The following is a 17,926-nucleotide window of genomic DNA, read 5'->3' on the forward strand; positions in this document are numbered from 1 at the left end:
TCAAGTACAATCGATATATCTTGATATCTATTGATATGCTAATTAATGAGCACAGCTCTGAATCAGAGTCCAAAGCCAAAACATGAATTTAGAATCGATAATTAAACTCACCGCTGATGATATGGCAGCGGTTAATGAAACCATTCTTAACCAATTAAATTCTGACGTTGCGCTGATCAACCAACTTGGTTACTACATCATCAGCGGCGGTGGCAAGCGCATACGACCAATGATTGCCGTACTGGCAGGTAAAGCCCTTCGCTGCCAAGACGCAAAACATATCAAAGTTGCTGCTTTGATTGAATTTATCCACACAGCAACGCTGCTGCATGACGATGTTGTTGATGAATCTGATATGCGCCGTGGTAAAGCGACAGCCAACGCCATTTATGGTAATGCGGCCAGTGTCCTTGTGGGCGATTTTATCTATACGCGCTCATTTCAAATGATGACCGATCTCGATTCCATGCGCGTATTAAAACTGATGTCTGACGCGACCAATGTCATTGCTGAAGGCGAGGTCATGCAGTTGATGAACTGCAATGATCCGAATATTTCAGAAGATGACTATATGCGGGTCATTTACAGTAAAACCGCCCGCCTGTTTGAAGTTGCTGCGCACTCAGCCGCTATTCTCGCCAACGCGACTCCTGAGCAAGAAATAGCACTACGTGATTATGGCCGTTATCTAGGCACCGCATTTCAATTAATTGATGATCTGCTGGATTATGACTCAGATAACAGTACGCTTGGGAAGAATACAGGGGATGACTTGAACGAAGGTAAACCAACATTGCCTCTTTTGCATGCCATGAACCACGGAACAGCGGAACAGTCTGCGCTGATCCGCAGTGCCATTGAACAAGGTAATGGCCGCCATTTGCTGGATACCGTCCTGGCAACAATGAAACAGTGTGGTTCACTCAAATATACCCGCCAGCGGGCAGAAGAAGAAGCTGATAAGGCCATTTCAGCATTGCAGTTACTGGAAGATTCTCCATACAAGGCGGCTCTTGAGGGATTGGCCCATGTCGCTGTACAGCGACTTTCCTGAATTGAAGCAATCAGTGCCCAGATCATTCAATCTAGGGCGCTGTCTTTATTATCAATATCATGAATACTGACATATTGGACAAGGCTGGCTAGCCCTTTTCTCAAAATAAATTTAACCATTCGTTCTCTTTCAGACTTACTCAACTGGTAATAAGCCTCTACCCAGATCATAAATGGATCTTGTCGCTTATTCCGATAGTATTCGACTGAATTTTCACTGACTGTCAGTACATTCACGACGTCTTCGGGCAAACTGTTGACATTATATTCGAGCGCTTTTCCCTGTACGCCACGCTTACGGCGTTGTTCCCAGCCCTCGCGTCTTGCCATCAGATTGACTCCTTGGGGAGACGATGGCAGCCCTGCGAGGCCGATGAGTTCTTTTGCAGAATACCACTCTTTTTTCATCTCTTTCTCCTCGCTTGATACTGGAGCAGTGACGAGAAAACCAAATTTTAAGCACCTGGCTTTTCAAAAGCTGCCTCAAGTAGCTATGATTTTTTCCAAAAAACTTCTTATGCCATCTCGTAATATCACTTCGGTAATGACCTCCTTCTCTTCCTCGGTGAGTAAATTAAATGCGCTTACCCAAATGGATAAAGGATCTTGTTTCTGAACCTGATATTCCGTTGGTGTTTCATGAAGCTCTAAAGCTTCTAACGTTGATGGAGGAAAACAAGAGTAATGGTATTCAATCGCCCTTCCCTGGACACCTGACCGTTTTTGCCGCAACCACTCTTCACGTTTTGCCTTGGCATTAACTCCTTGTGGTGATCTAGGTAACTCACCTACACCGGTCAACTCCATTGCCGTATACCACTCTTTTTTCATAATGTTTCTCTATTTTTGTAACCAAGTTCAAAAAAGAAGTTATTAAGAAAAAATTAGAAACATTTTTAGAAAAAATAATGTTATTTTGTTTTCTTAATAACAGGTTCGTGTTCGTTATTAATTTCACATTAACGCTTTAGTTATACCACTAATGTGGCTTCTAATTTAATAGAAAAGGATTAAAAAAATGATTTCTATGAAATCGGATTGGCATCCTGCTGATATTATTGCAGCTTTACGTAAACGTGGAACGACGTTAGCTGCCGTTTCCCGTGCGGCGGGACTGAGTTCATCTACTTTGGCGAATACACTTTCTCGCCCGTGGCCCAAGGGAGAATGGATAATAGCGAATTACTTAGAACTACATCCGTCTGAAATATGGCCAAGCCGTTATTTCGATCCCCACACAGGAGAACTATTAGAAAGGAAAATGAGAGAGAAAAAGAATAATTAGCTATCAATATAACTATTGAAAGAAAAACCGCTAGTTATTCCTAACTAGCGGTTTTAGTTATTTAATATATTTAACTTAATTCGTATATTAATAAATTATTAATAAATGAATTAGCCGTTAATAAACTTCTCGCCCAATTCAATATCTTTCTTCAAAACATCCAGCATGTTATCCAATGCCTTCTGTTCAAAGTCACTTAACTTACCAATATCTAAACGTTCTTCGATACCATTTTTACCTAAGCGAACAGGCTGTGCAAAGAAACGGGCATATTTGCCATCACCTTCAACATAGCTGCACTCAATGACATCGCCTTCACCTTGCAGGCCACGGATCAACGACAGCCCCAAACGAGCCGCTGCCTGTCCCATAGACAGTGTTGCAGAGCCGCCACCCGCTTTTGCTTCCACCACCTCAGTACCCGCGTTCTGGATCCGCTTGGTCAACGCTTCAACTTCTTCATCAGTGAAGTTAACACCAGGAATTTGCGACAACAGAGGCAGAATAGTCACACCAGAGTGCCCGCCAATCACAGGAACTTCCACTTCTTCGGCATTCTTACCTTTCAGTTCAGCAACAAAGGTGTTGGAACGGATGATATCCAGGGTTGTGACACCAAACAGGCGGTTCTTATCGTACACCCCTTCTTTTTTCAGTACCTCAGCGGCAATCGCGACAGTAGTATTAACCGGATTGGTAATAATGCCGATTAATGCTTTTGGACACGTTTTAGCAACCTGCTGAACCAGATTACGAATGATACCCGCATTGATATTGAACAAATCGGAACGATCCATACCCGGTTTACGTGCTACACCCGCAGAAATCAATACGACATCTGCACCGACCAGTGCAGGGGTTGCATCTTCACCAGCAAAACCAGTGACTTTGACTTCCGTTGGGATGTGGCTCAGATCGGCTGCGACACCTGGGGTCACTGGCGCAATGTCATACAAGGAAAGTTCTGAACCTGAAGGAAGTTGGGTCTTAAGTAGAAGGGCAAGTGCCTGACCAATACCACCGGCTGCACCGAGAACTGCAACTTTCATCCTGATACTCCTTAAATTAAGTACTGTAAACACCACGTATTAAAAACAATCTGTTAACAGGCAGATTATCCACTTAATGACCTGATGATGGAATACAAAAGTTATTTTATTCTAAACAAAATGCTTATCTGTTAATGAGATAATGGGCACTTTTTTAAGAATTATTTCCGTCATATCCTGCATCAATTGGCTGATTACCTTACGCTCCTCTTTCACACCAAACAACACCATTTGATTAACAATGCATTTACCATGCTTAATTTGGTTTTTTCTTCCCTTTCTTGAATAAAAATTCACTCTTTCGCATAATGTTGGCCTGATAATGGATTCAACGATGGTGAAATATGCGTGTTCCTTCGAAACAGGAAGATTTGGTAAAAGCTTTCAAGGCATTATTGAAAGAAGAAAAATTCAGCTCTCAAGGTGAAATTGTTGCAGCACTTCAGGACGAAGGGTTTGAAAATATCAACCAATCTAAAGTTTCCAGAATGCTGACGAAATTTGGTGCTGTTCGAACCCGTAATGCCAAAATGGAAATGGTTTACTGCTTACCCGCAGAATTGGGCGTTCCTACCGCCACCAGCCCATTAAAAAATCTGGTATTAGATGTCGATTATAATCATAGCATTGTCGTTATACGAACCAGCCCTGGTGCAGCGCAATTAATTGCACGCCTATTAGATTCATTAGGGAAAGCAGAAGGGATCCTGGGCAGTATTGCCGGCGATGACACCATTTTTTCTACACCAGCACAAAACTTTACGACAAAACAACTCTACGAAGCGATCCTCAACTTGTTTGAACAAGAACTTTAATTTTGCAGGTCTGCCGTATGCCAATCCCAACAAGAGATGCGCACGGCAGACCAGGCAACAGATAAATACGCAAATTTTACCGTTAAACTGCGTTTGCTTTTTGGGTCAATGCGGCCAACAGTTTCTCGTAAATGCCGCCAAATCCGCCATTACTCATCAGCAGAATGTGATCACCCGGCTGCGCCGTTTCGACAATCATCTTCACCAACGTATCAATATCAGCGCTCCAGCGAGCGGGCTGAATGCACTGTTCGGCAATTTCAATCACCTGCCATAGAATATTGGTGGGCTGATAGAGAAAGACTTCATCAGCGCGTCCCAGAGAAGGCGCAATATCATTTTTGCTCATCCCCATTTTCATGGTATTTGAACGCGGCTCCAGTACGGCAAGAATGCGAGCCATACCGCCCACTTTGCTTCTCAGCGCTTCCAATGTGGCTAAAATGGCCGTGGGATGATGGGCAAAATCATCATATACTGAGATGCCATTGATTTCACCGCGTAACTCCAGACGACGACGGGCATTAATAAATTTGCTAAGAGCCTGACAGGCATCCTCCGGTTGAACCCCCACATGATGGGCGGCCGCAATCGCGATTAAACCATTATGCATATTGTGTTCACCGACTAATGACCAATTGACCTCCCCAATCAGTTCACCCTGCCGGAATACGTGATAATTGCTGCTATCCTGACTGACTTTCTTCGCCTGCCAATGGCCACTGTCTCCGATCTGTTCCAGTTCACTCCAGCATCCCATTGCAAGCACGTGCTTCAAATTAATATCATTATCAGGAACGATAATCTTGCCCGTACTCGGCACAACCCTGACGAGGTGATGGAACTGTTTTTGAATGGCGGCCAAATTTTCAAAAATGTCGGCATGATCAAATTCAAGATTGTTCATAACCAGAGTGCGGGGGCTATAGTGGACAAATTTCGAACGCTTATCAAAAAAGGCGCTGTCATATTCATCGGCTTCAATCACAAAAAACGGACTTTCACCCAATTGTGCTGACACTTCAAAATTCCCCGGCACACCGCCGATCAGGAATCCTGGTTGATAGCCACACGCTTCCAAAATCCAGGCCAACATTCCCGCGGTTGTTGTTTTGCCGTGGGTGCCAGCAACCGCCAATACCCAACGTTCCGGCAAGATATGATCATGCAACCACTGCGGACCCGAAGTGTAAGGAATACCTCGATCCAGCACCGCTTCCACGCAAGGATTGCCACGTGTCATCGCATTGCCAATGATCACCACATCTGGCGCAGGATCGAGCTGTGCTGGATCGTATCCCTGAATCAGCGCAATGCCCTGTTTTTCCAGCAGGGTACTCATTGGCGGGTATACATTGGCATCAGAGCCAGTCACTTCATGCCCTTGTGCGCGAGCAAGGATCGCCAGCCCCCCCATGAAAGTACCGCAAATGCCAAGAATATGAATACGCATTTATTTCTACCTGATATCATGAAACGTATCACTATTCTAACCCTCAAATCAGAGATTAAAAATGCAATAGCCTATGAATCATCAGATTCTTTAGCTAAACTGCCCGCGCATAAGTGCGACACATAAGCGCAATATAGATAAGCGCAATATCTACGTGGAGCACACTTCCTAAAACCACAATCAAATTCAAGGCCTTTGTCATGAAAACATTAGGCGAATTCATCGTCGAAAAACAGCAAGATTTTCCGCACGCTACAGGTGAGCTGACTGCCCTGCTGTCGGCTATCAAGTTAGGTGCCAAAATTATCCATAGGGATATCAATAAAGCCGGTCTGGTGGATATTTTAGGCACAAGTGGCGTATCGAATATTCAGGGGGAAGTTCAGATGAAACTGGACTTGTATGCCAATGAAAAACTCAAAGCCGCATTGAAAGCACGCGGCGAAGTTGCAGGCATTGCTTCTGAGGAGGAAGATGAGATCGTTATTTTTGATGGCGACCGAGCAGAAAATGCGAAGTATGTTGTTTTGATGGATCCACTGGATGGTTCTTCGAATATTGATGTAAACGTTTCCGTCGGGACTATTTTCTCGATTTACCATCGAATTACCCCTATAGGCCAGCCTGTCACTGAAGAAGATTTCCTGCAACCGGGGAATCGGCAGGTTGCCGCCGGTTATGTGGTTTATGGTTCATCCACCATGCTGGTTTACACGACAGGCTGTGGTGTCCATACTTTTACTTATGATCCTTCCCTTGGTGTGTTCTGCCTGACCCATGAGAAAGTCCAATTCCCCCAAAAGGGCAATATGTACTCTATCAACGAAGGGAACTACATCAAATTTCCGATGGGTGTGAAAAAATACATCAAATATTGCCAAGAGCAAGATGAAGCAACCCAGCGTCCTTATACTACCCGTTATATCGGTTCTCTGGTGGCTGATTTCCACCGCAACCTGTTAAAAGGTGGGATCTATATCTACCCAAGTACAGCAAGCCATCCGACAGGAAAACTGCGCTTACTTTATGAATGTAACCCCATCGCATTCCTGGCAGAGCAAGCGGGTGGGAAAGCCAGCGATGGTGCCAACCGTATTCTGGATATCGTGCCGAATAAACTGCACCAGCGCGTGCCTTTTTTTGTCGGGACAAAATCGATGGTAGAAAAAGCAGAAAGTTTTATGGCGGAATTTCCTGACCAATAAGGTTTTTTATTATGTCATGGATTCAATCATAATATAAAGGGGTGGATTACCACCTCTTGTTTTATCTGTATTTTTCAAATGTATGCGTTTTTCCTATTTCTGCTTCCTGCCCCTAAAACGTTTTAATGATATATATCCATTGATGCTCCCTATTATTACTGAAAAAACACATTTCTTTCATGAAAATGAAATTAAAATCACGGTAAAAATAAAGCAATGACTTTTTTCTATCGATTAATAATTATTTTTCATTACGCATAACAAGGAAATTTTTCCTAATGTATGTAGGTATGGGAAATATTATCTTTTTTATATTAATGAGATAGCTATACCCAATAGTCTAAAATTTTTAACATCAAAGGTGTAACGCTAAAGCGCTGGCGACAGCCCATATTTTATGAGGATTCATATATGGACTCGTATATTAATCATAAGGTTTTCCGGCTTTCTATTCTCATGTATTCGCTTTTTTTACCCTTTACGCCTACGAGTGCGCTTTCAGCAGGGGAAAAAGTGCAGGAGAATAGAATAGGAGACAGGGCATTTTTACAACCATCGGCAAATGAAAATCACGTTAATCTGGCACAGAATAAGCAAGCTGCTGCCGATAATGAAGTGAATGTCATCGCCCAAAATATTCATCGGGTAAGTAATATTTTATCTTCTTCCCCATCGCAATTAACTGAGCAGGCGAAATCCTACGCGTTGGGAAAAGTCAATGGTGCGATATCCTCGGAAACACAAAAATGGTTGTCCAGATTTGGTACAGCCAACATTAATTTTACCCTCGATAAAAAAGGCAAACTGGATAGCAGTTCCTTAGACCTGCTGTTACCGCTCTATGACAATAAAGCGGATTGGCTCGTTTTCTCCCAGTTAGGTTATCGACGTCACGATAGCCGTAATATCCTAAACCTGGGTCTTGGTGGACGTTATTTCACACCCAATTGGATGTATGGTTTAAATACCTTCTTTGACAATGATTTCACCGGACAAAATAAACGGATGGGTTTTGGCGGAGAAATCTGGACGGATTACGCCAAATTCTCGGCCAATACTTATTGGCGCATAAGCAAATGGCGCCAATCACCAAAAGAGCTGGATTATGATGAAAGACCGGCCAATGGCTTCGATATTAATGGGATCTTTTTCTTACCGGCTTATCCAAGCCTTGGGGGTAAACTGAGTTATGAACAGTACTTTGGCGATAATGTCGCTCTGTTTAATCGGGATACCAAGCAAAAAAATCCAACCCTTGCCCGGATTGGTCTGAATTATACCCCAATCCCATTGATGACGATGGGCGTAGATTACAAACTCGGAAATAGTGGGCACAGTGAAACGCTCTTTTTGGCAAATCTGAATTATCGTTTCGGTATGCCTTTTGAAAATCAGATTTCACCCAGTAGTGTTGATGATGTACGCACATTGTCTGGCAGCCGTTATGACCTCGTGGAAAGAAATAACCATATCGTACTGGATTACAAGAAAAAACCTGAATTCAACCTTACCCTGCCAAATATACTTAGCGGATATAGTTCCCAACATATTCAAATCACTCCGAATATGACCGCTGAACACAAGTTGAAGAAGCTATCATGGCAGGCTAATGAAGCATTCCGTAAAAACGGGGGAGCTATCATACCTCATGGCAAATCGGTTGAACTGGATCTGCCGAAATATTCTGCCAAAGGGGTAAACAGCTACGTCCTGTCTGCGATTGCTGATGTCGATGGCAGCAATAAGCCGAAGACAACGCAAATGAATGTAATGGTGGAACCTTTTGCCATTAAAGAGCAAAGCATCAAGCCAAGCAGTCAAGGCCCTGCGATTTCCAATGGTAAACCGGCTTACGATCTGGCTGCTACCATTACCTATGGCAATAAAAATAACCTGCCGATTAAAAACAAGGCGATACCCAACGTTAAATGGAGCATCGAACCGCCAGATGAACATGCCACATTGCACTGGAACGAAGCTGGCATGACCGATGATAACGGTCAGTTAACGGCAACATTGAGCAGTACTCAACCGCTTAAACCCAATACCAAGATTTATCTGACAATGGATGATCAACCTAAACTGGAAATAAAAGGCGATAAGCCACTGACTTTCATCCCGCTTTCTGATGCGCTTCAAGCCAAGGACTTCGTATTTGACAACAAAGCGCCTTATGAAGCAACGGAACAAAACCCAATTATAGTGACGGCGACCGTGTTCGATACCGATGGCAACCCCATCAAGAAAAAAATGGATATGAATTTACAATGGAGCACAGAACCTTCTGACCTGTCAGGATTATCAGTTACACCTGAAAAGGGCTATGAAAACGGCTCGGATGAGGATGGTAAGATCAAAGCAATTGTGACCAGTACCCGAGCGGTGAAAGGTGCTAAAGTCGGTGTGTTGATCAATGGGAAACACCAAAGTTTTTCTGAGCCATTCGATTTTATCACGCCAGAAAATCTGAAGATTAAATTGGGCGATATTTCCGCAACCATATCCACTCAAGGGGCAGTAAAAGCGGACGGGAAAGAGTACTATACCTTTAAAGTGCCAATTCTCGACGAGAACGGTAACCCTCTAAAGAATCAGTCTATTGGTAATCAATTTAAAACTGAACTAGCCATGCAAGGTTCGGCCAAACCCGCACCACAAGAAGTTAAACTTGAGATACCGGCCAACCCGACAACCGATGCCGAGGGTAATCTGGCTCTCAATATGACCAGTTCAGTCGGTGTAACTAACGTTTATTTTACGATATATCCTGATTCATCCGGTACAGATACTGCCGAAGGCAAGGCCTCTGAAGCTGTCATTTTCGAGCCATTTCCAGAACTCACGGGAATTATAATATTTGGGAGATCGGCGGGAATGCAGAAATATATTCCTCCACAGGGAAGGCTCTATAACGTGCATAAAGATATAAGAGTTAACCTGTCGAGAGATGGAAAAACAGGCATATTGCAGGAATCTCCGTCCCTGAAACTTTTAAGTGTCAAATCTAGCAATCTCAAGTTGGTGACAGCAGATCTGTCTTATGGGTATATAAAATTCCATCCTAGTGGCTTCAGCACGGAACCATGGCCAGTCACAGTGACTATCACTGTAGTCGATGAGGAAACCCAAATAACGCATAGTTATTACCATACTTTCAACCCCAGAAGGTTTATAGCTCTCCTTGAAGAACCGATGGTGAGTTTATCTAATCTGAAGGATGGCTGTGGTTATGACACAAATGATGTTGAGCGACCTTACTGGTGGACTGATGGCAGCAGCAATAAATCTCCTAATTTCGGTTTAACGCCATTCGATACTCCTCCATCTAACGCAACCGCGCTTGATATAGGAATAGATCCTTACAATAACCAGTCTTCATTGAGTTATGAATATGACAAAACGAATTTCCCTGATTTTGGATTGAACCTTTTACAGTATGGTAATGCTCTTCACGGTAAGACCTTAAAAGTCTATAGCCCACAAGAAGACAGGGTGTATGCATATGATGTCGAGACGAGAACCGCTAAACTGGTGGATCCACAGAGTACGGAGCAGGCATACGCAATATGTGTATTACGCAATAATTAATTAGGTAATATCGCAAATACTGAACAGGAAGTTTTTTATATAAAATAAGCGCAGACCTAAGAGTGATTGGGTCTGCGCTTTACCGTGATTGCATTTCCGGGCTTTCTTGCGCTAACAATTCTCTGTAAGTAGCCATAACTATTTTTCCAAGTGAAGGCGGTACTCAAAATCAAATGTACAACATAAGCTAGATTGACAAAATTGTAGTTTTAAAGCTACAGTCATTCACATGAACACGATCAAACATTATCTCACTTCCGATGACAGGGACTTGTATATGGAATTCCTGAAAGGTATTCGGGATCCTATAGCGAAATCAAAGATCTCGTCACGGGTTAACCGAATGGCTACCGGAAATTTTGGTGATCATAAACCTTGTCGAGAGGGTGTCTGGGAACTTCGTATAGATCAGGGGCCTGGCTACAGAGTGTATTACAGCTTGGTTGGTCATGAAGTGGTGGTGTTGTTAATTGGCGGCGATAAACGAACCCAAGACGCCGATATAGATCAGGCAATTGAATGTCTGAAGGACTATTTGAAGAGGTGATTATGGCCAAAGCACGTTTACATGATGATGCAATGGTGCAGCTTCTCCGTGAAGATACCGAATTTGCTAAGTATTATCTGCATCAAGCATTTGTTGATATGGATGAAGAAGGCGGACAGGAAGCATTTCTTGTGGCGTTACGCCATGTTGTAGAAGCGCGAGGAGGAATGGCACAGATTGCAGATAAAGCAGGTATTTCACGCGAGACGCTATACCGAACACTATCGCCTAAGGGCAATCCGACTTTGAAAACTTTGCGTAATGTCGTTTCAGCAACAGGATTCCAATTTTCTCATATCGCATTAATGAGCGTCTGAACACTTTGTTGCTCTACCGCCAATAACCGAAAAATCCGAGGCATTTTGGCCTGTTTTGGCTATAATGCCTCGCATCCCATTTTGGTTTGAAATTGAAGGAAACCGTTTTATGAGCCTGAATAATGTACCGGCTGGCAAAGAGCTGCCTGAAGATATTTATGTCATCATTGAGATCCCTGCAAATGCCGATCCCATTAAATATGAAGTAGACAAAGAATCGGGCGCCCTGTTTGTAGACCGTTTCATGTCAACCGCCATGTTCTACCCATGTAACTACGGTTACATCAACAATACCCTGTCTCTCGACGGTGACCCTGTTGACGTATTGGTGCCAACACCATACCCATTACAGCCAGGTTCGGTGATCCGCTGCCGTCCGGTCGGTGTGCTGAAAATGACTGACGAATCCGGTGAAGATGCAAAACTGGTCGCGGTTCCTCATACCAAACTGAGCAAAGAATACGATCACATCAACGATGTAGACGATCTGCCAGAATTGCTGCGTGCCCAAATCACTCACTTCTTCGAACACTACAAAGATCTGGAAAAAGGTAAGTGGGTTAAAGTGGACGGCTGGGACAATGCTGAAGCCGCTAAAGCTGAGATCCTGTCTTCTTTCGAACGCGCTGCTAAAAAGTAATCCTGACAGGTAATTGCAGATTTTAATCCCCAAAAACCTCTGCCCCAACTAGGGACAGAGGTTTTTGTTTGTCTTCCGCTTGTCTAATTTTCACTCTTCTTCATGGCGTTTCAGCCAGTCACCACAGGTTATCCGGTGCAATCCTTCAACAGGCAATTGATAGAGATAGATCCACGCTTTGCCATAAGGTGTTTCAATCAGTTCCCTTTCGTACTCCTGCGCGTTCTTTTTCAGTTCATCCAATTCGGTCAGGATGGATGGCGTAATACGATAGACTTCACATTCGATTATCCCTTCACCCCGGATAACCGCCGGATAGTGCCCCAGATCATAAATTTCATAACCGGCTAATCTGTGTTTTCCTAACAATTGGGCATCCGTCATCCAGTGATGATTGCCTTGCTTCTGCCTCAGGCTGCCATAAACAATAACTCGCATCTTTAAAACTCAAACTCATAGAGCAGATCTAAAGCCTGATCAATACCAGATACCGCTTCCAGATACAATCTTGGCATAACTCGATAGCGTAATGTCAGTGTCGCCAACGAGTCAAAAATCCCCACGCCATACTTCACTTGTAAGTCGTTGGTAATTCGTCCACTGACAACCACCTGAGATTTATCGCCAACCCCCTGAGTATCTAAAGCCAAATCAGAGACGCCAAAAGTTTCCCCAATCTTACCGACTAATTGACTGCTCTGGGCAATCCCCAACCCAATCAGCATCGCCGCCATTTGCGAGTTGTCAGAATCGCCTTTCTCCAACCCTTCACCCCGTAGCAAGTAAGACAAGGCTTCTTGTTGGGATTTTACCGGATCAGAAAAAACTTCGACTTTCGGTTTATCTGCCAATCCAGTTACGCGCACACCGGCAATCACTTTGTTCGCGGTCGATTCTGGATTACGGATCGCTTCAATATTCAATAATGGCTGATCTGGCGGGCCGGAAAACATAATCGTTCCCTTACGCACTTGTAAATCCTGTCCATAGGCATGGAAATTCCCTTCAGGAATATCAATCTGGCCATTCAGCCCCAACCCCTGCTTATCCTGAAGGATTTTTAACGCACCCTTGAGCTGGGCTTTCAAGCCAAAAGCACTCAAGCGCACATCATTGCCAATATACACATTTAAGTTACTTTGAATTAAAAGAGAAGATTTTTTCTTTTCTATAGGCTGGAGGTTTTTATCCAGCATCACTTCATCAGCAGAAACACCAACCGCAGATTCCGGCAACTCTTGAACCGTAATCCGTGCCCACGGGATCTCCACACTCCCATCGAGTTTCAACAGGTTGGGTTTCGCTTCCAGCACTAAATCCGGGCTGACATCCACCTTCACCATCGGCGGCACAGTCACGCGCAACTTCTCCCCATTAGCTGCCATTCTGGCGTACCAGTCATCCACATTACGCCAATCAGCGTGGCCGTTCAGGTTTAATTGCCCCTTCGGTGTTCTAATCATGCCATGCAAATCAGAGCTGACACCGGCAAAATGCACCGCTAACTGGCTTTGGGTAATATCAAATGGCAGCCAATGGTTGCTCACCTTCAAAACATCTGCGTTAAGCTGACCAAATAACAGTGGGTGCTTAGCATTTCCACCAATGCGTAAATTCGCATTTAATCCCCCCTCCGCTTTTTCGTCTTTACTCAAAATAGGTTTAATCAGCTTTAAGGAAAGTGCCTGAATATCAATATTCCCCGATAACTTTCGGCTGCCTTCTAAATCAGCGACCTGCACATCGCCTTTTAACTGTCCATTGCCAGCCAATTTGAATAACCATGCCAAATTAGCCTTACCATCGGCCAGCCCGACATGCAAAGTTAGTGTTTCAAAATCAATTGGTAATGGATTACCTTCCACCACCTGACGAACTTGTACCCCATTCCCTTGAAGAGCCACTTTTGCTTGTGGCAACCCCTGCTCTGCCGTCCATCTGATCTCCGCATTACCACTGAACAGCCCCTTAAGTTGGGTACTTTTATCAAGAAATGGCTGGATCATAGCCAGGTCAAAGCGTTCAAGTGACACTTGTGCATGGCCGCGAGCTCCCGCCTCAATAGGTTTTGGGATACAAAGATGTGCATTGGGATTCAGCCAGCAATGGGTTCCCACTATCGCTTTTTGTTGCAAGTTGAAATAATCAATGGCTATCACTTTGCTTAAACGCCATTCTCCAACAGGTGTATCAAAGTCAGTATTGTTGATACTGCCTTTCCAGTGTTCCTTTTGACGATCAAAGCTGCCATTAAGTGCCAATTGGCCTGAGACCGGAGTTCCTTCGATTTTCAGTTGTAAATCATGCTGCTTTTCTGTGCCTTTCGCATGGAGCACCAAATTCTTGATAGTGAAATCCGCCTGCTGCAATTGCCGCACAACAACCGATAGCTGGCCTTGGATCTGTTCAGCCGAACGTATATCCCCTTTAATCGTGGCACTATCCACCCTGAACGCATCCTGCCAGCGTAACCCACGGGCATTCAAATCTGCCATGATTTGTGGGGCTTTTATATTGCCCCGCAGTTTGACGTCACCCGTAATAAAGCCCGCTAAACCTGGCAGTAAGCCAGTTAATTGCGGTGCATTAATTTCACCATCGAGTTGCCACGCCTGATCCGTCAGCCGACCTTGTACATTCAGCGTATTACGCCCAACGGTAAGATCGAGTTGGGGAATATCCCACTGTCCAGCTGCGTTACCCGATGCCTTACCACGCGCTCGGATGGCATTTTGTTTCACATGACCATTGAGGGCAATTTCAGGGATCTGAAGCTGCCAGCTTCCTCCATACAGGCTGCCACGTACGGCTATTTGACCGTCTATTTTGGCAGGCCATTCCGGCCACTGTTTGGCCGTATTGATACCATCCAAAATGAGCCTGGCATTCCAACTAATGGCTTTACTCCAATCAATCACGCCGGCAATATCGGCTTTACCCTGCAAGGCCGCCAAACGCAGGCGCGTTAACCTCAGCAATTCTTCATTGCCTTTCGCATCCAGCAGCAACGATGCCGGCGGAAGGTCATGGCCTTTGATATCCGAGCGGAGGGAAAGATCGTAATGACTGGCTTGACCATTCAAGCGCAACTTGACGCCATCAAGCTGATATTCTGGCTTGCCTTTAAGTGGCCATTGCAGTTGCTGGCTTTTCAATGTCAGGCGAACAGGTAAGCCTGCTTTTGCCAATTCAGCCTGAGCATCCAAACTGGCGGTGACAGTGCCGGAAAGATCCAATGCGAGATTAAGCTGCTGTAACAACGCACCTTTTAACGTTAAATCAATCTGTTGCCCTTTTAAGTCATCCAGATTGATATGATGTAAGTTATCGACCTTCCCCTTAACCACCAAGTTAACTGGCCATTTTTCCGCTAGCTTGGCCGTCCCCCGTATTGCCAGTGAACCTTCCGGTGCCTGTACGCTTAACGTTTTTATTTCGACTGCCTGCCCATGATTGCTGGCCTGTAGCCGCAACTCGTTAATCTTGATATCGGTATCCCCCGTCAAATGAAGCTGGCTGCCGTGGATACCCTCCAGCGTGATATCAAGTGGAATGGGAACCTCAGGCAATTTCGCTAATAACGGGTTGGCAAACAACGCTTTCAACATCTCACCCAAGGGTTTTTCAGGTTCGGACGGCGGCACATTTTTTTGTACCGCACCAACTTTCTCAGATGAATACGTTGGTAATGCGACCAACAAGTTTTTAATTTCTGTGGGTTTTAATATCAGTTGCTTTTCCTGCCACTGAGCCCCCGTTTTAAACTCATCCAACGCAATGACAATACCATCAACCTTGACATGCGTATTTTTCAAGGAGAGTACATCCAGTGAGATAGGATACGGCGTTTGTAATTCAGTCAATGGTTCTGATTCAGCAGAAGGTGCCGATGGCGGAAGTTCAGCGGTATTCACCGAAACGGTGACCCCTTCGGTTGTCAATGCATTAACGCACACCTGGCTGTGTTTCAGGCAGGAGAGCCGGATAGAGAGATGCAAATTATCTGCATTAACGTTAACGCCAGGCATCTGATATTTGACGCCTTTTAACGTTAAATCGCGCCAACCGCCGCTGACACTCGCAATATCCAATCCCGGCACCCAACGCGCCGCACTGTTGATCACCAAATGCAAACCAGTTTGAGTACCAAGTAGCCCGACAACTGCCACCAATAACAGACCAACAATCAGCAGGAAAGCAATACTAACCCTTTTCGCCCACCTCATAGTTCGGCCCCTAATCCAATATAAAATTCAACATTATGACTATCTGGATCTCCAATTGGCGTTGCCAAATCAAATTTTATCGGCCCTACCGGTGACGCCCAGCGCACGCCAATTCCCGCACCCGTTTTAAAATTACTCTTTTTAATGTCATCCACCGCTTCACCGGAATCGACAAATAACGCACTCCACCAATTGCCATAAATATTGTATTGATATTCCAACGAGCCAATCGCCAACTTTGATGCCCCGACTAATTTGCCTTTACTGTCTTTCGGTGAGATTTTCTGGTACTTATAGCCGCGAATGCTGCGATCCCCGCCGGCAAAGAAACGGAGATCTGGTGGCACCATGTCGAATTCATTCGTCTCTATCCAGCCCAAATCCGCTCGCACCACAAAACGGTGATTCTCCCGATACGTTCTTATCCAAACGTGATGAGCCTGTAATACGAGAAAATCGACATTGGAATGCCAGGTTGTATTAGAAATATCAATCGAATAGCGCTGACTATCCCCCCAATAAGGCATCGCACCGCCACGTTGGCGAATACGGCTAAGACTGGCACCCGGATAAAGCAGCATGGTGGTATTGGTTACATTAGCCTGAGTAAAGTGGCTAAGGCTCCAGCGCAGATTCACGCTGTACTGCCAGCCGGTAAAACGATCCCAATTACGGGAAAGGTTCAAAGTTGCCGTATCCGAAATGGTATCGTTAATATCTTTGCGTTTATAACCCGTTTGTAGCTGAAAATATTCCTCAAGCGGGTTGACCTTAAGCGGCATTTTGTAGGATGCATCAATGAGTTGTTCACGTGCAGAAAGGTTAAGGCTGGTACTCAGACTGTGCCCACGGGAGTTGAGCCACGGCTTTTTCCATTTTGCTTGAACACGAGGCCCGACATCCGTTGCATAACCGCCCCCCAATTCGACATAGTTGGCAGAGCGAGGCACTAAGGACGCATTCAATGGTAATAACTTTTCCTGACTCTCACGCCCGATTTTAAAATCAGGCACAACCACCGCAGAGTTGAACCAGCCGGTATCCACCAAACGGCGGTTAAATTCAGCTAATTGTTCAGAGGTATAATATTCGCCTGATTTAAAAGGAATAAGGTTATTCAGGTAAGTTTCTCGAATTTGTGATCCGTGAAATGTCACTGGGCCAAACCGATAGCGTTGCCCACTATCAAAATCAAAATCCCAAATAGATTCATGCTGATCTTTTGCCACCCCCAACTCACTTTTCTTCATGACGGCATCAAAATAGCCTTTCTTAACCGCCAAATTCGTCAAGGCACTTTTAAAATTTTCATATTCACCGTGGTTGAGTATCGCCTCTTCTTTTGGCATATTTTTTTTGATCAGGGCGGCATAATCTTTATCTGTTTTAGCGCCCCCTTCCAAATCCACGTCCACTTTAACGACCCTCACCGGTTCGCCGAGTGTGACTTTAGCCGTTAAAACCGGGCGGGCAGGAGGGGGATTCTCTTGATAGGTAAATGTAACAGTGGGATCATAATATCCCAATGGACGAAGGCCTTGTCGTATCGCTTTCTCCACACGAGCCCGAAAACGGCCATCAGGGGAAACTTCATCGGTACTGATATTGGAGAGTTGTACTCTGGCATTTTTTTCTAATTCGCCAGAAAGACCTTCTAGTTTCAATCGTAAATTTGCACTATAAGCCGATGGAGTAACGATAGATACCAAAAGCGCACCTATGAGGGGATATCGTGACACTCGAACTCC

General features: G+C 44.7%; 15 protein-coding genes. 8 read left to right on the forward strand and 7 right to left on the reverse strand.

Annotated features, from left to right (window positions below):
- Positions 1 to 82 precede the first annotated feature (82 nt).
- The gene (gene ispB / locus Xedl_RS04640; protein ID WP_074022680.1) at positions 83 to 1,054 is read left to right on the forward strand and encodes an octaprenyl diphosphate synthase; all 972 of its coding nucleotides are present in this window, start codon (positions 83 to 85) and stop codon (positions 1,052 to 1,054) included.
- 26 nt (positions 1,055 to 1,080) lie between these two features.
- On the opposite strand, the gene Xedl_RS04645 is transcribed toward ispB, so the two are convergent.
- Together Xedl_RS04645 and Xedl_RS04650 are read right to left on the reverse strand one after the other, a co-directional pair.
- A complete protein-coding gene (locus Xedl_RS04645; protein WP_074022681.1) occupies positions 1,081 to 1,461 on the reverse strand; it encodes a DNA-binding protein in 381 nt (126 codons plus the stop codon).
- Between the two features lie 75 nt (positions 1,462 to 1,536).
- On the reverse strand, positions 1,537 to 1,884 hold the full coding sequence (locus Xedl_RS04650) for a DNA-binding protein (RefSeq protein WP_074022682.1): 348 nt from the start codon (positions 1,882 to 1,884) through the stop codon (positions 1,537 to 1,539).
- Positions 1,885 to 2,071: 187 nt separating this feature from the next.
- Here Xedl_RS04650 and Xedl_RS04655 point away from each other — a divergent pair, with 187 nt between their 5' ends.
- On the forward strand, positions 2,072 to 2,338 hold the full coding sequence (locus tag Xedl_RS04655; RefSeq protein WP_074022683.1) for a helix-turn-helix domain-containing protein: 267 nt from the start codon (positions 2,072 to 2,074) through the stop codon (positions 2,336 to 2,338).
- A gap of 110 nt (positions 2,339 to 2,448) precedes the next feature.
- Here the strand turns inward: Xedl_RS04655 and mdh are convergent, their stop codons facing one another.
- A complete protein-coding gene (mdh, locus tag Xedl_RS04660) occupies positions 2,449 to 3,387 on the reverse strand; it encodes a malate dehydrogenase (RefSeq protein WP_074022684.1) in 939 nt (312 codons plus the stop codon).
- Between the two features lie 344 nt (positions 3,388 to 3,731).
- Between mdh and argR the strand changes: the two genes are divergently transcribed.
- Positions 3,732 to 4,202: a transcriptional regulator ArgR gene (gene argR, locus Xedl_RS04670; RefSeq protein ID WP_074022686.1), complete on the forward strand. Its 471-nt coding sequence runs from the start codon at positions 3,732 to 3,734 to the stop codon at positions 4,200 to 4,202.
- 82 nt (positions 4,203 to 4,284) lie between these two features.
- Here the strand turns inward: argR and mpl are convergent, their stop codons facing one another.
- Positions 4,285 to 5,655, reverse strand: coding sequence for a UDP-N-acetylmuramate:L-alanyl-gamma-D-glutamyl-meso-diaminopimelate ligase (gene mpl / locus Xedl_RS04675; protein WP_074022687.1), 1,371 nt, complete (start codon positions 5,653 to 5,655; stop codon positions 4,285 to 4,287).
- 200 nt (positions 5,656 to 5,855) lie between these two features.
- Here mpl and fbp point away from each other — a divergent pair, with 200 nt between their 5' ends.
- From fbp to ppa, 5 genes are all read left to right on the forward strand, one after another.
- A complete protein-coding gene (gene fbp, locus Xedl_RS04680; RefSeq protein ID WP_074022688.1) occupies positions 5,856 to 6,860 on the forward strand; it encodes a class 1 fructose-bisphosphatase in 1,005 nt (334 codons plus the stop codon).
- Positions 6,861 to 7,271: 411 nt separating this feature from the next.
- A complete protein-coding gene (locus Xedl_RS04685) occupies positions 7,272 to 10,448 on the forward strand; it encodes an inverse autotransporter beta domain-containing protein (RefSeq protein WP_083600270.1) in 3,177 nt (1,058 codons plus the stop codon).
- Positions 10,449 to 10,677: 229 nt separating this feature from the next.
- Positions 10,678 to 10,995: a type II toxin-antitoxin system RelE/ParE family toxin gene (locus Xedl_RS04690; protein ID WP_074022690.1), complete on the forward strand. Its 318-nt coding sequence runs from the start codon at positions 10,678 to 10,680 to the stop codon at positions 10,993 to 10,995.
- Positions 10,996 to 10,997: 2 nt separating this feature from the next.
- The gene (locus Xedl_RS04695) at positions 10,998 to 11,312 is read left to right on the forward strand and encodes an addiction module antidote protein (RefSeq protein ID WP_208605024.1); all 315 of its coding nucleotides are present in this window, start codon (positions 10,998 to 11,000) and stop codon (positions 11,310 to 11,312) included.
- 109 nt (positions 11,313 to 11,421) lie between these two features.
- Complete coding sequence (ppa, locus tag Xedl_RS04700; protein WP_074022769.1) at positions 11,422 to 11,952, forward strand: inorganic diphosphatase; 531 nt, start codon at positions 11,422 to 11,424, stop codon at positions 11,950 to 11,952.
- A gap of 90 nt (positions 11,953 to 12,042) precedes the next feature.
- On the opposite strand, the gene Xedl_RS04705 is transcribed toward ppa, so the two are convergent.
- From Xedl_RS04705 to tamA, 3 genes are read right to left on the reverse strand one after another with little or no spacing between them, the layout of a single operon-like run.
- A complete protein-coding gene (locus Xedl_RS04705; RefSeq protein WP_074022692.1) occupies positions 12,043 to 12,390 on the reverse strand; it encodes a gamma-glutamylcyclotransferase family protein in 348 nt (115 codons plus the stop codon).
- Positions 12,391 to 12,392: 2 nt separating this feature from the next.
- Positions 12,393 to 16,178, reverse strand: a complete 3,786-nt coding sequence (gene tamB, locus Xedl_RS04710; RefSeq protein WP_074022693.1) for an autotransporter assembly complex protein TamB — start codon at positions 16,176 to 16,178, stop codon at positions 12,393 to 12,395.
- Positions 16,175 to 17,917, reverse strand: coding sequence for an autotransporter assembly complex protein TamA (gene tamA / locus Xedl_RS04715; protein WP_074022694.1), 1,743 nt, complete (start codon positions 17,915 to 17,917; stop codon positions 16,175 to 16,177). Before tamA ends, tamB begins: the two co-directional genes overlap by 4 nt.
- Positions 17,918 to 17,926: the final 9 nt, after the last annotated feature.

It is taken from the genome of Xenorhabdus eapokensis (assembly GCF_001908105.1).

Excerpts from the sequence above, each read along its gene's own strand:
- ispB (WP_074022680.1), top strand. The coding sequence starts at position 83 with ATGAATTTAGAATCGATAATTAAACTCACCGCTGATGATATGGCAGCG.
- Xedl_RS04645 (WP_074022681.1), bottom strand. The coding sequence starts at position 1,461 with ATGAAAAAAGAGTGGTATTCTGCAAAAGAACTCATCGGCCTCGCAGGG.
- Xedl_RS04650 (WP_074022682.1), bottom strand. The coding sequence starts at position 1,884 with ATGAAAAAAGAGTGGTATACGGCAATGGAGTTGACCGGTGTAGGTGAG.
- Xedl_RS04655 (WP_074022683.1), top strand. The coding sequence starts at position 2,072 with ATGATTTCTATGAAATCGGATTGGCATCCTGCTGATATTATTGCAGCT.
- mdh (WP_074022684.1), bottom strand. The coding sequence starts at position 3,387 with ATGAAAGTTGCAGTTCTCGGTGCAGCCGGTGGTATTGGTCAGGCACTT.
- argR (WP_074022686.1), top strand. The coding sequence starts at position 3,732 with ATGCGTGTTCCTTCGAAACAGGAAGATTTGGTAAAAGCTTTCAAGGCA.
- mpl (WP_074022687.1), bottom strand. The coding sequence starts at position 5,655 with ATGCGTATTCATATTCTTGGCATTTGCGGTACTTTCATGGGGGGGCTG.
- fbp (WP_074022688.1), top strand. The coding sequence starts at position 5,856 with ATGAAAACATTAGGCGAATTCATCGTCGAAAAACAGCAAGATTTTCCG.
- Xedl_RS04685 (WP_083600270.1), top strand. The coding sequence starts at position 7,272 with ATGGACTCGTATATTAATCATAAGGTTTTCCGGCTTTCTATTCTCATG.
- Xedl_RS04690 (WP_074022690.1), top strand. The coding sequence starts at position 10,678 with ATGAACACGATCAAACATTATCTCACTTCCGATGACAGGGACTTGTAT.
- Xedl_RS04695 (WP_208605024.1), top strand. The coding sequence starts at position 10,998 with ATGGCCAAAGCACGTTTACATGATGATGCAATGGTGCAGCTTCTCCGT.
- ppa (WP_074022769.1), top strand. The coding sequence starts at position 11,422 with ATGAGCCTGAATAATGTACCGGCTGGCAAAGAGCTGCCTGAAGATATT.
- Xedl_RS04705 (WP_074022692.1), bottom strand. The coding sequence starts at position 12,390 with ATGCGAGTTATTGTTTATGGCAGCCTGAGGCAGAAGCAAGGCAATCAT.
- tamB (WP_074022693.1), bottom strand. The coding sequence starts at position 16,178 with ATGAGGTGGGCGAAAAGGGTTAGTATTGCTTTCCTGCTGATTGTTGGT.